This is a genomic window from Phytopseudomonas punonensis (assembly GCF_900142655.1).
Taxonomy (GTDB): Bacteria; Pseudomonadota; Gammaproteobacteria; order Pseudomonadales; family Pseudomonadaceae; genus Aquipseudomonas; species Aquipseudomonas punonensis.
This window is the reverse complement of sequence record NZ_FRBQ01000002.1, coordinates 444190-457873: the sequence shown is the minus strand read 5'-3', so window position 1 is coordinate 457873 and position 13684 is coordinate 444190. Positions and strand designations below refer to the sequence as shown.

Here is a 13684-nt window from a genome sequence, read left to right as displayed (position 1 = left end):
ATGCCAGCCTTCCTGACCGACATCGGCACCATCCGCGGCATCGGCACCGCCGTGGTGTTCATCGCTTTCGTCGCCGTGGTGCTCTGGGCCTACAGCAGCAAGCGCAAGTCCAGCTTCGACGAAGCGGCCAACCTGCCCTTCGCCGACGAGCAGGATGATGCCAACCAGCGGGACGATAAACCTTGAGCACCTTCTGGAGCCTGTTCATCGCGCTGGCTACCCTCGGCACGCAGCTGGGCCTGGCCTGGCTTCTCATCGCTACCCGCAAGGGCCAGCGGCCGGGCGACAGCGAGCAGACCACCGGGCACAGCTTCGACGGCATCGAGGAATACGACAACCCGCTGCCGCGCTGGTGGTTCCTGCTGTTTCTCGGCACCCTGGCATTCGCCTTCGGCTACCTGCTGCTCTACCCCGGGCTGGGCAACTTCAAGGGCCTGCTGCCCGGCTATGACGAAGGCTGGACCCAGGTCGGCCAGTGGCAGCGCGAGATGGCCGCCGCCGACGCACGCTACGGCCCGCTGTTCGCCGGGTACGCGGCCACTCCCATCAGCAAACTGGCCAGGGACGAGCAGGCGCTGAAAATCGGTGGCCGGTTGTTCGCCAACAGCTGCGCGATGTGCCATGGCGCCGATGCCAAGGGCGCCTTCGGCTTTCCCAATCTCACCGATGACGACTGGCTGTACGGCGGCGACCCGGAAACCATCAAGACTTCCATCCTGCAGGGCCGCCAGGGCGTGATGCCGGCTTGGCAGGCCATTCTCGGTGACGACGGCGTGCGCGACGTGACCGGCTACGTGCGCAGCCTTTCGGGTCTGAACAACCCGCCGGACATCGCCGTGGACGAGCAGCATGGCAAGCAGCTGTTCGCCAGCAGCTGTGCCATGTGCCACGGCCCCGACGGCAAGGGCCTGCAGGTGCTCGGCGCGCCAGACCTGACCGACAAGGTATGGCTGTACGGTTCCAGCTTCGCCCAGGTAGAGCAGACCATCCGCTATGGGCGCAGCGGCAAGATGCCGGCGCAGGCGGATTTTCTCGGCAACGACAAGGTGCACCTGCTGGCGGCCTATGTGTATAGCCTGTCGCAGCACGAAAAGGCGCCGGCAAAAACGCAAAACCGGGAGAAAGATTGAGTGCACTGATCTGGGTCAGGGCGCCTTGATCAGGCAACGCCTAGCATGGCCCTGCACCTACCCTGCGACGGGTAGCCGCAAGCCCGATTCGGCCTGGCGGCGTACCATCGGCGCAGCGAACGATCGCGACCGGCACGTATCGGTCGCGGCAGGCCCGACCAACCGTTGTGGTAGCCCTCGATGAGCCAACAGATCCCCGTCAAGAACGTCACGCCGCCCAGCGAGACCGTCGACCTCTATGCCAGCCGCGAGAAGATCCACACCCGCGCCTTCAGCGGTTTCTACCGCAACCTGCGGCGCGCTGGCGGGGCTCTGCTGTTCATCCTCTACTTCGGCACCGTGTGGCTGAACTGGGACGGCCACCAGGCGGTGTGGTGGAACCTGCCGGAGCGCAAGTTCCATATCTTCGGCGCCACCTACTGGCCCCAGGATTTCGTGCTGCTCTCGGCGCTGCTGATCATCGCCGCCTTCGGATTGTTCTTCATCACCGTGTTCGCCGGCCGGGTGTGGTGCGGCTACACCTGCCCGCAGAGCGTGTTCACCTGGATTTTCATGTGGGCGGAAAAGGTCACCGAGGGCGACCGCAACCAGCGCATGAAGCTGGAAAAGGCGCCGATGAGTGCGAACAAATTCGTGCGCCGCTTCGCCAAGCACAGCATCTGGCTGGGCGTTTCCCTGGTCACCGCGCTGACCTTCGTCGGCTACTTCGCGCCGATCCGCGAGCTGCTCGCCGAACTGGTCACCTTCGAGGCCAGCGGCTGGGCGCTGTTCTGGATTGCCTTCTTCACCCTCGCCACCTATGGCAATGCCGGCTGGCTGCGCGAGCAGGTGTGCATCCACATGTGCCCCTATGCGCGCTTCCAGAGCGTGATGTTCGACCAGGACACCCTGATCGTCTCCTATGACCCGCGCCGTGGCGAAACCCGCGGCCCGCGCAAGAAAACCACCGATTACAAGGCCCAGGGCCTGGGCGACTGCATCGACTGCACCCTGTGCGTGCAGGTGTGCCCGACCGGCATCGACATTCGCGACGGCCTGCAGATCGAGTGCATCGGCTGCGCCGCATGCATCGACGCCTGCGACGCCGTGATGGACAAGATGAACTACCCGCGCGGGCTGATCAGCTACACCACCGAACACAACCTCTCGGGGCAGCAGACCCGCCTGCTGCGCCCACGGCTGATCGGCTACGCCATCGCCCTCCTGGCCATGCTGGCGGTATTCGCCTGGGCGGTGAGCAACCGCCCGCTGGTCGAGCTGGACGTGCTCAAGGATCGGGTACTCTACCGCGAGAACGAGCTGGGCCGGATCGAGAACGTCTACACCCTGAAGATCATGAACAAGGCCCAGCAGGACGTCGTCTACCGCATCGACGCCGACGGCCTGGACGGCCTGGTCTACGAGGGCCGCCGCGAAGTGCGCGCCCTGGCCGGCGAAGTGCTGGCGATCCCGGTGGAACTGTCCATCGACGCCGAGAAACTGCCGTCGAGCACCAACGAGATCACCTTCCACATCCGTGCCACCGATGACGACAGCATCCACAACGACGCCAGCAGCCGGTTTATCGGCCCGAGCGTGAGATAGCCTGAACGTCGGTTTAGGCTTTTTGATGTGATTTCACACAGGGTGCCCAGGCGACAAACAAACGCCCCTTCAGGAGGCCGAGTGGAATCGTTGCGCAGGGGGACGAGCCGCATGGATGCGGCGAGAGGCCTGATGGGCCATGGATGGCCCTTCCAGGCCGGCCCCTGGAGCAATGATGGAGCGAGGGAACCCCGGCGAAGCTGGGGCCGGATGTCGGGGCTAGACCTTTTGGTTTCTTTTGGTGCAATGCCAAAAGAAACCCGCTCGCCAGAGCGGAAATGAATGCACTGACAACACGGTAATTGCCACAAACCGCAAATGTGAAGGATCCATCCAAGCATGAACGAAGACCTCCAACCCGCCCCCTGGTACAAGCAGTTCTGGCCCTGGTTCCTCATCGCCCTGCTCGGCTACTCGGTGATCCAGGGGCTGACCCTGCTGACCGTCGCCACGCGCAACCCGCCGGGGTTGATCTCCGACGACTATTACGATGTCGGCAAGGGCATCAACCAGTCCCTGGAGCGCGAGAACCTGGCGCTGCGCCTGAAGCTGCAGGCGACGCTGAACCTGGATGACCAGCGCGGCATCGCCGAGCTGCAACTGCACGGCGCCAGCGCACCCGCGCAACTGGTGCTCAACCTGGTGTCGCCGACCCAGCCGGAGCGTGACCGCCGCGTGGTGCTGCAACATCAGGGTGAAGGCCTGTATCGCGGCAACCTGCAGGACAGCGTGCAGGGCCGGCGCTTCGTCGAGCTGATCGGCCAGGAAGGCGGCCAGGACTGGCGCCTGTTCGAGGAAGAAACCCTGGAAACCGGCAAGAGCATCAGGCTCGGGGATGAACACTGATCGACACCTCGATTGCCACGGGCGCACCGCTCGAGCGCAGCAGCCCGGCGCCCTGCTACCACTGCGGCCTGCCGGTCCCGGCGGGTAGCCGCTTTACAGCCGTAGTGCTGGGCCAGTCGCGCGAGCTGTGCTGCCCGGGCTGCCAAGCGGTGGCCGAAACCATCGTGCAGAACGGCTTGGAGCATTACTACCGCCACCGCAGCGAAGCGGCCAACAATCCCCAGCAATTGCCCCAGGCGCTGCCCGACGAGCTGGCGCTGTATGACCGCCGCGACGTGCAACAGCCCTTCGTCGAACAAAGCGGCGAATGGAGCGAAACCAGCCTGCTGATCGAGGGCATAAGTTGCGCGGCCTGTGGCTGGCTGATCGAAAAGCACCTCGCTGCCCTGCCCGGCGTGGCCGAGGCGCACCTGAACCTGTCCAACCATCGCCTGCGGGTACGCTGGAGCGCCAGCGCGCTGCCTTTGAGCGAACTGCTCGGCGAAGTACGCCGCATCGGCTACGCCGCCCACCCCTGGCAGGCCGACGCCGCCGCCGAGCAACTGACTCGCGAGAACCGCCGCGCGATGCGCCAGCTGGGCGTCGCCGGGCTGCTGTGGATGCAGGTGATGATGGCCAGCATGGCCACCTGGCCGGAATTCAACGTCGACCTGAGCCCCGAGCTGGACAGCATCCTGCGCTGGGTCAGCCTGTTTCTCACCACGCCCATCGTCTTCTACTGCTGCGGGCAATTCTTCCGCGGTGCGCTGCGCGACCTGCGCACCCGTCACCTGAGCATGGACGTCTCGGTGTCTCTGGCCATCGGCGGTGCCTATGCAGCAGGCATCTGGTCCACGGTCATGGGCCATGGCGAGCTGTATTTCGATGCCGTGGGCATGTTCGCCCTGTTCCTGCTCAGCGGTCGCTACCTGGAGCGCCGCGCCCGCGAACGCACCGCCGCGGCCACCGCGCAACTGGTCAAGCTGCTGCCGGCCTCGTGCCTACGCCTGGACGAGCAGGGCCACAGCCAGCGTATCCTGCTCAGCGAGCTGCAAATTGGTGACCGCGTGCTGGTGGCACCGGGTGCGCTGATACCGGCCGACGGCCAGGTGCTGGCCGGGCAGTCCAGCGTCGATGAGTCGCTGCTCACCGGCGAGTACCTGCCACAACCGCGCAGCGTGGGCGATGCCGTGACCGCTGGCACGCTCAATGCCGAGGGGCCGCTGACCGTCGAAGTGCAGGCACTGGGCGACGCCACCCGGCTGTCGGCCATCGTCCGCCTGCTGGAGCGGGCGCAAGGCGAGAAGCCGCGCCTGGCCGAGATCGCCGACCGGGTGGCGCAATGGTTCCTGTTGATCGTGCTGGTGGTGGCAGCCATTGTCGGGGTTGTCTGGTGGCAGCTCGACGCCTCACGGGCCTTCTGGGTGGTGCTCGCCCTGCTCGTCGCCACCTGCCCCTGCGCCCTCGCCCTGGCCACACCGACCGCGCTGACCACCGCCACCGGTACCCTGCACAAGCTCGGCATGCTCTTGACCCGTGGCCACGTGCTCGAAGGCCTGGAGCAGATCGACACGCTGATCGTCGACAAGACCGGCACCCTCACCGAAGGCCGCCTGACCTTGCGCGCCGTGCAGCCACTCGGCGCACTGGATGGCGACACCTGCCTGGCCCTGGCCGCGGCGCTGGAAAGCCAATCCGAACACCCGATTGCCCGCGCCTTCGGTCATGCCACAGCACCGGTCGAAGCCCTGCAGAACGTGCCGGGCCTGGGCCTCGAAGGTGTCGTCGAGGGGCGCCGGCTGCGTATCGGCCAGGCCGAGTTCGTCAGCGCACTCAGCGCCAGCCGCGCACCGGCCATCGCCGGGGAACAGGGCCAATGGTTGCTGCTGGGTGACGAACAGGGGCCGCTGGCCTGGCTGGTACTCGACGACCGTCTGCGCGACGATGCCCCCGCCCTGATCGAGGCGGCGCGCGGGCGTGGTTGGCAGATTCTGCTGCTCAGCGGCGACAGCTCGCCCATGGTCGGCGAAGTGGCCCGCCAGTTGGGTATCGACCAGGCCCGCGGCGGGCTGACCCCGGACGCCAAGCTGGCCATCCTGCGTGATCTACAGGCACAAGGCCGCCGTGTGCTGATGCTCGGTGACGGCGTCAACGACGTGCCAGTGCTCGCCGGCGCCGATATCAGCGTGGCCATGGGCTCGGCCTCGGACCTGGCCAAGACCAGCGCCGACGCGGTGCTGCTCTCCAACCGCCTGACCACCCTGGTCGATGCCCTGCGCCTGGCGCGTCGCACCCGCACGGTCATCATCGAGAACCTGGCCTGGGCCGGCCTGTACAATGGCCTGGTGCTGCCCTTCGCCGCCCTGGGCTGGATCACGCCGATCTGGGCCGCCCTGGGCATGTCACTCAGCTCACTGCTGGTGGTACTCAACGCACTGCGCCTGGGGAAAGCATCATGACCGCGCTGTATATCCTGATTCCCGTCGCCCTGCTGCTGGTCGCCTTCGCCGTATGGCTGTTCTTCTGGGCCGTGGACAGCGGCCAGTACGATGACCTCGACAGCCCGGCGCACCGCATCCTCTTCGACGACGATGACCCACGCCACCAGGCGGCAGTGAACCAGGCCAAACACGAGCCCGCCGGCAAAGACCATGACTGACCTGCTGCCGCAACTGATCTCCGCGCTGATCCTCGGCCTGCTAGGCGGCGGCCATTGCCTGGGCATGTGCGGCGGGCTGATGGGTGCGCTGACCCTGGCCATTCCCGCCGAGCGACGCCATCAGCGCCTGCGCCTGCTGGTCGCTTACAACGTCGGACGGATTCTCAGCTATACCGCAGCCGGTTTGCTGCTTGGCCTGGCCGGCTGGGCACTGGCCAGCGGCCCGTTAGCCGCTGCGCTGCGCAGCATCGCCGGCCTGCTGCTGATCACCATGGGCCTATACCTGGCCGGCTGGTGGAGTGGCCTGACGCGTATCGAAGCGCTGGGCCGCGGCCTCTGGCGCCATCTGCAACCGATCACCCGACGCTTTATGCCGATCACCAGCCTGCCCCGCGCACTTGTGCTCGGCGGTCTGTGGGGCTGGCTGCCCTGCGGCCTGGTGTACAGCACCCTGCTGTGGGCGGCGAGCCAGGGCGATGCCCTGCGCAGCGCCGCGCTGATGTTCGCCTTCGGCCTCGGCACCCTGCCGGTGCTGCTGGCCACCGGGCTGGCGGCCGAACGCCTGGTCGGTCTGCTGCGTCGGCGCGGCGTGCGCGTAGCCGGCGGCCTGCTGGTGATGCTGTTTGGCCTGTGGACGCTGCCCGGGCCGCACCAGCACTGGCTGATGGGGCACTGAAGCCAGGCGCCCTTTCCAGGGTTGCGCTTCGCTCACCCAGGCTACGGCGCTAATAGCGCCAACGGTTACGCCACCGCTGCGACCCCATGACTCAGATCAAAAAGCCCCGCCACCTCGTTGCCTAGACTGCTGAGCACTCAATGCTGAAGCGGAACTCGCCATGCTCGACGCCATCCAGTGGGATTCCGACCTGATCCGCCGCTACGATCAAGCCGGCCCGCGCTACACCTCCTATCCCACCGCCGTGCAATTTCATGACGGCGTCGGCTCCTTCGACCTGCTCCACGCTCTGCGTGACAGCCGTCGTGCACTGCGCCCGCTGTCGCTGTACCTGCACCTGCCGTTCTGCGCCAACATCTGCTACTACTGCGCCTGCAACAAGGTCATCACCAAGGATCGCGGCCGCACTCAGCCCTACCTGCAGGCGCTCGAGCGGGAAATGGCGCTGATCGGCCACCATGTCGACAAACGTCAACGCATCGAGCAGCTGCACCTGGGCGGCGGTACACCGACTTTTCTTAGCCATGACGAACTGCGTCAGCTGATGAGCAAGCTGCGCGAGCATTTCAGCCTGCTCGATGACGACAGCGGCGACTACAGCATCGAGATCGATCCCCGTGAGGCGGACTGGTCGACCATGGGCCTGCTGCGTGAGCTGGGTTTCAATCGCGTCAGCCTCGGCGTGCAGGATCTCGATCCCAGGGTGCAGCGCGCCATCAACCGCCTGCAGAGCCTGGAAGAAACCCGCGCCATCGTCGAGGCCGCGCGCACCCTGCAATTTCGCTCGGTGAACATCGACCTGATCTACGGTCTGCCGCAGCAAACAGCGGAGAACTTCGCCCATACCGTGCAGCAGGTCATCGCCCTGCAGCCCGATCGCCTGTCGCTGTTCAACTACGCCCACCTGCCGGAGCGCTTCATGCCACAGCGGCGGATCGACAGCGGGCAGCTGCCCAGCGCGGCAACCAAACTGGCCATGCTGCAGGGCAGCATCGAGCAACTGGCCAGTGCCGGTTATCGCTATATCGGCATGGACCACTTCGCCCTGCCCGACGACGAGCTGGCCAGCGCCCAGGAAGACGGCAGCCTGCAGCGCAACTTCCAGGGCTATACCACCCACGGCCACTGCGACCTGATCGGCCTTGGCGTGTCGTCGATCAGCCAGGTCGGTGACCTGTATTGCCAGAACAGCTCGGACCTGGCCGCCTACCAGGCCAGCCTGAACAACGGACAGCTGGCCACCGCGCGCGGCCTGGGCTGCAACGACGACGACCGCATCCGCCGCGCAGTGATCCAGCAGCTGATCTGTCACTTCCAGTTGGAGTTCGCCGATATCGAGCAGCGCTTCGCCATAAGCTTTCGCAGCTACTTTGCCGATACCTGGCCAGCGCTGCAGCAGATGCACCGTGACGGGCTGATCGAATTGGCAGAGCGCGGCATCGAGGTGTTGCCGGCGGGAAGACTGCTGGTGCGCTCGCTGTGCATGCTGTTCGACCGCTACCTGGGTGAAACCAGCCAGCAGCGCTTTTCGCGGGTGATCTAAGCACCGCGCCCGGCAGGGCTGCGATGCAGCCCTGGCTGCATCACTTGGCCATCAACGCGGCGACGGTCGCGCTCTCTTCACTGGTGAGTTTCTGATCACGCATCACCTTCACCAACTGGGCGTTGGCACTACTCAGGGCACTGCCGATCGAGCCGACTTCGGTCTGCAAGGCGCGCACCTTGGCCTGCTGCGCGTCATCCTCCATATCTCCCTGGGCCATCAACGCCTGCAGCTCGGCCATCTTCTCGGCGAGCTGCGCCTTGAGTTCGCGGATCATCTTGAGCAACTGCTTGATCTCGTCAGACAGACTACTCTCGTCGATATCGGCGTTCTTGTTTTCGGCCTCCTTCGAGCGCGCCAGGCCAACAGCAGACAGGCTCACCTTCACGCCCGGCTCGGTGCTCTTTTCCTCGGCAGGCGCGGTAGCGCTTGGCTCTGCCGTCTCGACAGGCGCTGCAGCTACCTGCGCCATACCTGGCGCAACGTAACCGCGCTCAATCGCACCGCTGGTGGCCACTTGCATCACACCGCTCCCTGCCTTCAATTCATCGATACAAGTTTATCGGCAGGCGCATGCGACACTTGAGCACCCTGCGGCAGGTGGCCGCGCACCCCTCTGGTGCGTTACCCTTACAACTTCTGAGTGATTACCTAGGGATAAGGGCATGTCCGAAAGCATCAAGCTGCGCACAACTCATCAGGCACACTGCAAGGATTGCAGCCTCGCCAGCCTCTGCCTGCCCCTGTCTCTGGATCTTGAGGACATGGACGCGCTCGACGATATCGTCAAACGCGGCCGCCCCCTGAAAAAAGGCGAGTTCCTGTTCCGCCAGGGCGACACCTTCAACTCGGTGTTCGCGGTGCGCTCCGGCGCCCTGAAGACCTTCAGCCTGAGCGATGCCGGCGAAGAGCAGATCACCGGTTTCCACCTGCCCAGCGAACTGGTCGGTCTGTCCGGCATGGACACCGAGCTGTACCCGGTATCGGCCCAGGCCCTGGAAACCACCTCGGTCTGCGAAATCCCTTTCGAGCGCCTCGACGAGCTGTCGGTCAGTCTGCCGCAACTGCGCCGCCAGCTGATGCGCGTGATGAGCCGCGAGATTCGCGACGACCAGCAAATGATGCTGCTGCTTTCCAAGAAAACCGCCGACGAGCGAATCGCCACCTTCCTGGTCAACCTGTCCGCGCGTTTCAGCGCCCGCGGCTTCTCGGCCAACCAGTTCCGCCTGTCCATGTCGCGTAATGAGATCGGCAACCACCTGGGCCTGGCCGTGGAAACCGTGTCGCGGGTCTTCACTCGTTTTCAGCAGAGCAAGCTGCTCGAGGCGGAAGGCAAGGAAGTGCATATTCTCGACCCGATCGAGCTCTGCGCGCTGGCCGGTGGTAACCTTAACGGCTGATACTCCCGTTAAGGATTCACGCCTCCATGATCTTTGATGAATTCACCATCAAGACCCTTATTCGCCCGGTCAACGATTTTCCGAAACCGGGCGTGGTGTTTCGCGACATCACACCGCTATTCCAATCGCCCCGCGCACTGCGCATGGTCATCGACAGCCTGATCCAGCGTTACGTCGAGGCCGACTTCAGCCATGTCGGCGCGATGGACGCACGAGGGTTTCTGATCGGCTCGATTCTCGCCTACGAACTGAACAAGCCACTGGTGCTGTTTCGCAAGCAAGGCAAGCTACCCGCCGACGTGCTCAGCCAGGGTTATCAGACCGAATATGGCGAAGCCTTTCTGGAAGCCCACGCCGACAGCCTGTGCGAAGGCGACAAGGTGCTGATCGTCGATGACCTGATCGCCACCGGCGGCACCCTGCTGGCAGCCGTACAGCTGATCAAGCGCATGGGCGCCAGCATTCACGAGGCGGCGGCGATCATCGACCTGCCGGAGCTTGGCGGCTCGCGCAAACTGCAGGACATGGGTATCCCCACCTACAGCCTGACGGCCTTCGCCCTCGACGAGCGCTGAGACCGCTTCCCGGCATGCGCCTATCGACAAGCAAAACGCTCGCTTTGTTGATTGGCGCTTGCCACTCCTGCCCTCCGATGTCCTTTTCTGCGCCATCAGCCACCAGTTTCTTCTGGTAGCCCACTTCAGTCTGTAGACCAGCGACGATCCGCCCCCATCAAACGCCAGGGCCTTTACTCAATGCGCCTTGGCAGAGGCCGGCTGCAACGTCGAGGTGAAGGAGCTGTCGAACAGCCGCTCGGCTGGGTAACCCTTCACCAGCCCCAGGCCAGCGAAAAAGTCGACGGTCTGTTGCGCCTGCTCGATGGCTGCCGGCGTTACCGGGCCGATGTCGGTACGCGCCCGGGCGAACCAGGCTCGGGCGACGGACTCGTCGGCGCGGGTGTGCTTGGCCCAGGCGCTGGCATAGGCGTCGGTGTGGGCCGGATTGGCCAGCGCCCATTCACGGGCGCGTTTCAGGCGCTGCAGAAAGTCGGCGATGATCTCGCGCTTGCCGGCCAATGCCTTGTCGCTGGCCACGGCAAAGCTCTGCGCGGGAATCAGCCCTTCGGCGGTGGTTAGTACGCGCGCGCCATGACGCTCGGCCTGGGTGACGTAAGGCTCCCAGGTGGCGATCACGTCCACTGAGCCGCCCTCCAGCGCATGGGAGGCGTCAAGCGCGCTCAGGTAGCTCAGTTGCAGATCGTCGCGGGCGATGCCTTCACGGTCCAGCGCGATGAACAATAGTTGCTGACTCCAGGAACCCTTCCACACGGCAGCACGCTTGCCGCGCAAATCCGCCAGGCTGCGAATCGACGAGTCCTTGCGCACCAGAATGGCCACGCCTTGCAGATTCTGCTTGGTTACCGCGACTACCTTGATGGGCGCGCCCAGGGCGCCGAGGAACAACGGCGGTGCATCGCCGAGAAAGCCGAGGTCGAGGCTGCCGACATTCAGTGCCTCGGCGACCGGCGAGCCGGCGGTGAACTGTTTCCAGTCCACCTCATAGGACACGTCATCGAGCACGCCGGCGGCCTCCATGACGGTGCGGGTGTTGTAACTCTGATCACCGATGACCAGCGTCTCGGCCAGTGCGGAGAGCGAAAACAGCGCGGTGGCCGTGGCCAGCGCCAGAGAGCGAAAGATGCGCATGCGGGGGCGTCCTGTGGTGTGGGCTACCGATCCGCGCGCGCGGTCTCGTGAAATGGCCGGTTGGGGTGAGTTATTCAAAGGCCTTGTTGAACTAGGTGTCGATGATACTGCTGGTGTCGATTTTCTGCTTCAGCGCACCGGTTTCGACGAGGAAGTCAGCGGTTTCCTGATAGTCGCGCGCAGCCTGCTCGTCGACCGGGCCGACGGTCATGTTGGCGTGGCCGATCCAGTTGCGTGACACGGCCTGATCCAGATTGGCTTTCTTGGCCCACAGGTCGGCGTAGTCTTCCTTGTTGGCTTCGACCCAGGCACGGGCTTTCTGCAGGCGGCCGAGGAAGTCGGCGATGGCGGTGCGCTTGGGCTCGATGGCTTCGGCATTGGCAGCGATGCTCGACAGCCCCGGCATCAGGCCCTTGGCGGTGAGGAGCGGCCTGGCACCAGAGAACAGGGTTTGCTGGGAGATATAGGGCTCCCAGACTGGAAACGCATCGATACTGCCCTGGGGAAAGGCCGCAGCCGCGTCGATGGGCATCAGCTTGACGAACTCGACGTAGTCCTGGGGCAGGCCAGCCTTTTCCAGCGCACGCAAGGTCAGTTGCTGGCTCCAGGCGCCAGGCCAGTAGGCGACCTTCTTGCCTTTGAGGTCTTCGATGGTCTTGGCGGTGGAGTCCTTAGGTACCAGCAAGGCGATGGTCTCCGGGTTCTGCTGCGACACGCCGATGAGCTTGACCGGCGCGCCCTTGGCGGCCAGAAAGATGAAGCCCGAATCACCGAGAAAGCCCAGGTCGACAGCGCCAGCTTCGAGCGCCTCGGCGACCGGCGCGGCGGACTGGAAGTGCTTCCAGCCGACGGTGTACGGCGCGCCCTCCAGCACGCCGGACGCTTCCACCGAGGCGCGCACGTTGTAGTAGTTCTGATCGCCAACGCGCAGCACCGTAGTTTCTGCGGCGTGTGCCAGGGGCGCAGCCACGGCGATGGCCGCCAGACTGCGGCGCAACAGGAAAAGCAGTTTCATTGGGGCAATCTCCAGAGTCAGCCGGCCCGGCGCTGTTGCAGGGTGGCGATATGTTCACGAATCGCCGGGATCAGGCCCCGGCCGTAGAGTTCGGCGTCGTCCAGGGGATCGAAGCCGCGAATCAGAAAGGTGGAAGCGCCATGCTGCCAGTAGCGACCGAGCGACTCGGCGACCTGCTCAGCGGTGCCGACCAGCGCGGTGGAATTCCACTGCGCGCCAGTCAAGCGGGCCACGCCGGTCCACAGTCGCTCATCCAGCACCTCGCCGCGCTGCGCCGCCGCCAGCAGGCGCTGCGAGCCGGCATTGGCCGGCGCGTGGTCATTGATCGGCAGGCCTAGGCGGGTGCGGTTCTCGCGAATGCGTTCGAGCAGTTCGACAGCGCGTTTCCAGGCGGCCTCCTCGGTATCGGCGATGATCGGCCGGAAGGACACCGACACCCGTGGGCTACGCCCTTGACGCTGGGCCGCAGCGCGCACCTGCTGCACGTGCTCGGCGAAATCCGCGAGCGGCTCACCCCACAGCATGTAGGTGTCGGCGTGCCGCGCCGCTACCTGGATGGCGGCAGGTGAGGAGCCACTGAAATAGATGGGGATGTGCGGCTTCTGCAGTGTGCGCACGCTGGGCAGCGCCCCCTTGAAGCGGTAGTAATGCCCGTGGTGATCAACCGGCCCCCGAGCAGTCCAGATCGCCTTAAGGGCATCGAGGTATTCGTCGGTGCGGGCATAACGCTGGTCATGGTTGAGCCAGTCGCCGTCGCGCTGCTGATCGGCATCGCTGCCACCGCTGATCACGTTGAGTGCCAGGCGCCCGTTGCTGAACTGATCCAGAGTCGCCAACTGGCGGGCCGCGAGCGGCGGTGCGATCACCCCAGGCCGGTAGGCCAGCAGGATACCCAGTCTCTCGGTGGCAGCGGCGATGAACGAGCTGACTACCGCACCTTCAGCACCATTGGAGAAGTAGCCGACCAAGGCGCGGTCGAAGCCCGCGCGCTCATGGGCCTGGGCGAAACGCCGGACGAAGTCGGCATCCACCGCGTCGCCCAGAGGTTGGTCCACTTCCGAACTGGGAGTGGCGGTAATCATGCCGATGATTTCCACGCTCATGTCGCGCTCCTGATTGAGATGGGCAAGCGCCAGCACGACAGAG

14 protein-coding genes are annotated in these 13684 nt (G+C 65.0%); 10 read left to right on the top strand and 4 right to left on the bottom strand.

Annotated elements, in window-relative coordinates; translation table 11 throughout:
* The 8 genes from BUC40_RS08810 (at position 1) to hemN (ending at position 8417) form a co-directional block, all read left to right on the top strand.
* Positions 1-186 (top strand): cbb3-type cytochrome oxidase subunit 3, encoded by a 186-nt coding sequence (locus BUC40_RS08810; RefSeq protein ID WP_073264712.1) that lies wholly within the window; start codon positions 1-3, stop codon positions 184-186.
* Entirely contained in the window at positions 183-1130 is a 948-nt protein-coding gene (ccoP, locus tag BUC40_RS08805) for a cytochrome-c oxidase, cbb3-type subunit III (RefSeq protein WP_073264710.1), read from the top strand. Before BUC40_RS08810 ends, ccoP begins: the two co-directional genes overlap by 4 nt.
* A gap of 180 nt (positions 1131-1310) precedes the next feature.
* Complete coding sequence (ccoG, locus tag BUC40_RS08800; RefSeq protein WP_073264708.1) at positions 1311-2714, top strand: cytochrome c oxidase accessory protein CcoG; 1404 nt, start codon at positions 1311-1313, stop codon at positions 2712-2714.
* Positions 2715-3053: 339 nt separating this feature from the next.
* Positions 3054-3560, top strand: a complete 507-nt coding sequence (locus tag BUC40_RS08795; protein WP_073264706.1) for a FixH family protein — start codon at positions 3054-3056, stop codon at positions 3558-3560.
* Complete coding sequence (locus BUC40_RS08790; protein WP_425272924.1) at positions 3560-5998, top strand: heavy metal translocating P-type ATPase; 2439 nt, start codon at positions 3560-3562, stop codon at positions 5996-5998. The genes BUC40_RS08795 and BUC40_RS08790 overlap by 1 nt, the downstream gene beginning before the upstream one ends.
* Positions 5995-6198, top strand: coding sequence for a cbb3-type cytochrome oxidase assembly protein CcoS (ccoS, locus tag BUC40_RS08785; RefSeq protein ID WP_073264702.1), 204 nt, complete (start codon positions 5995-5997; stop codon positions 6196-6198). Before BUC40_RS08790 ends, ccoS begins: the two co-directional genes overlap by 4 nt.
* The gene (locus BUC40_RS08780) at positions 6191-6874 is read left to right on the top strand and encodes a sulfite exporter TauE/SafE family protein (protein WP_073264700.1); all 684 of its coding nucleotides are present in this window, start codon (positions 6191-6193) and stop codon (positions 6872-6874) included. Before ccoS ends, BUC40_RS08780 begins: the two co-directional genes overlap by 8 nt.
* A 160-nt stretch (positions 6875-7034) precedes the next feature.
* On the top strand, positions 7035-8417 hold the full coding sequence (gene hemN / locus BUC40_RS08775; RefSeq protein WP_073264698.1) for an oxygen-independent coproporphyrinogen III oxidase: 1383 nt from the start codon (positions 7035-7037) through the stop codon (positions 8415-8417).
* 40 nt (positions 8418-8457) lie between these two features.
* On the opposite strand, the gene BUC40_RS08770 is transcribed toward hemN, so the two are convergent.
* Positions 8458-8940 (bottom strand): hypothetical protein, encoded by a 483-nt coding sequence (locus BUC40_RS08770; protein WP_073264696.1) that lies wholly within the window; start codon positions 8938-8940, stop codon positions 8458-8460.
* Positions 8941-9082: 142 nt separating this feature from the next.
* Between BUC40_RS08770 and fnr the strand changes: the two genes are divergently transcribed.
* Together fnr and BUC40_RS08760 are read left to right on the top strand one after the other, a co-directional pair.
* Complete coding sequence (fnr, locus tag BUC40_RS08765) at positions 9083-9817, top strand: fumarate/nitrate reduction transcriptional regulator Fnr (protein ID WP_073264694.1); 735 nt, start codon at positions 9083-9085, stop codon at positions 9815-9817.
* 26 nt (positions 9818-9843) lie between these two features.
* Complete coding sequence (locus tag BUC40_RS08760; protein ID WP_073264692.1) at positions 9844-10392, top strand: adenine phosphoribosyltransferase; 549 nt, start codon at positions 9844-9846, stop codon at positions 10390-10392.
* 177 nt (positions 10393-10569) lie between these two features.
* Here the strand turns inward: BUC40_RS08760 and BUC40_RS08755 are convergent, their stop codons facing one another.
* From BUC40_RS08755 to BUC40_RS08745, 3 genes are all read right to left on the bottom strand, one after another.
* Positions 10570-11523: an ABC transporter substrate-binding protein gene (locus tag BUC40_RS08755; RefSeq protein WP_073264690.1), complete on the bottom strand. Its 954-nt coding sequence runs from the start codon at positions 11521-11523 to the stop codon at positions 10570-10572.
* Positions 11524-11614: 91 nt separating this feature from the next.
* The gene (locus tag BUC40_RS08750; protein ID WP_073264688.1) at positions 11615-12538 is read right to left on the bottom strand and encodes an ABC transporter substrate-binding protein; all 924 of its coding nucleotides are present in this window, start codon (positions 12536-12538) and stop codon (positions 11615-11617) included.
* A gap of 17 nt (positions 12539-12555) precedes the next feature.
* A complete protein-coding gene (locus BUC40_RS08745; protein WP_139272152.1) occupies positions 12556-13620 on the bottom strand; it encodes an LLM class flavin-dependent oxidoreductase in 1065 nt (354 codons plus the stop codon).
* Between the last annotated feature and the right edge of the window lie 64 nt (positions 13621-13684).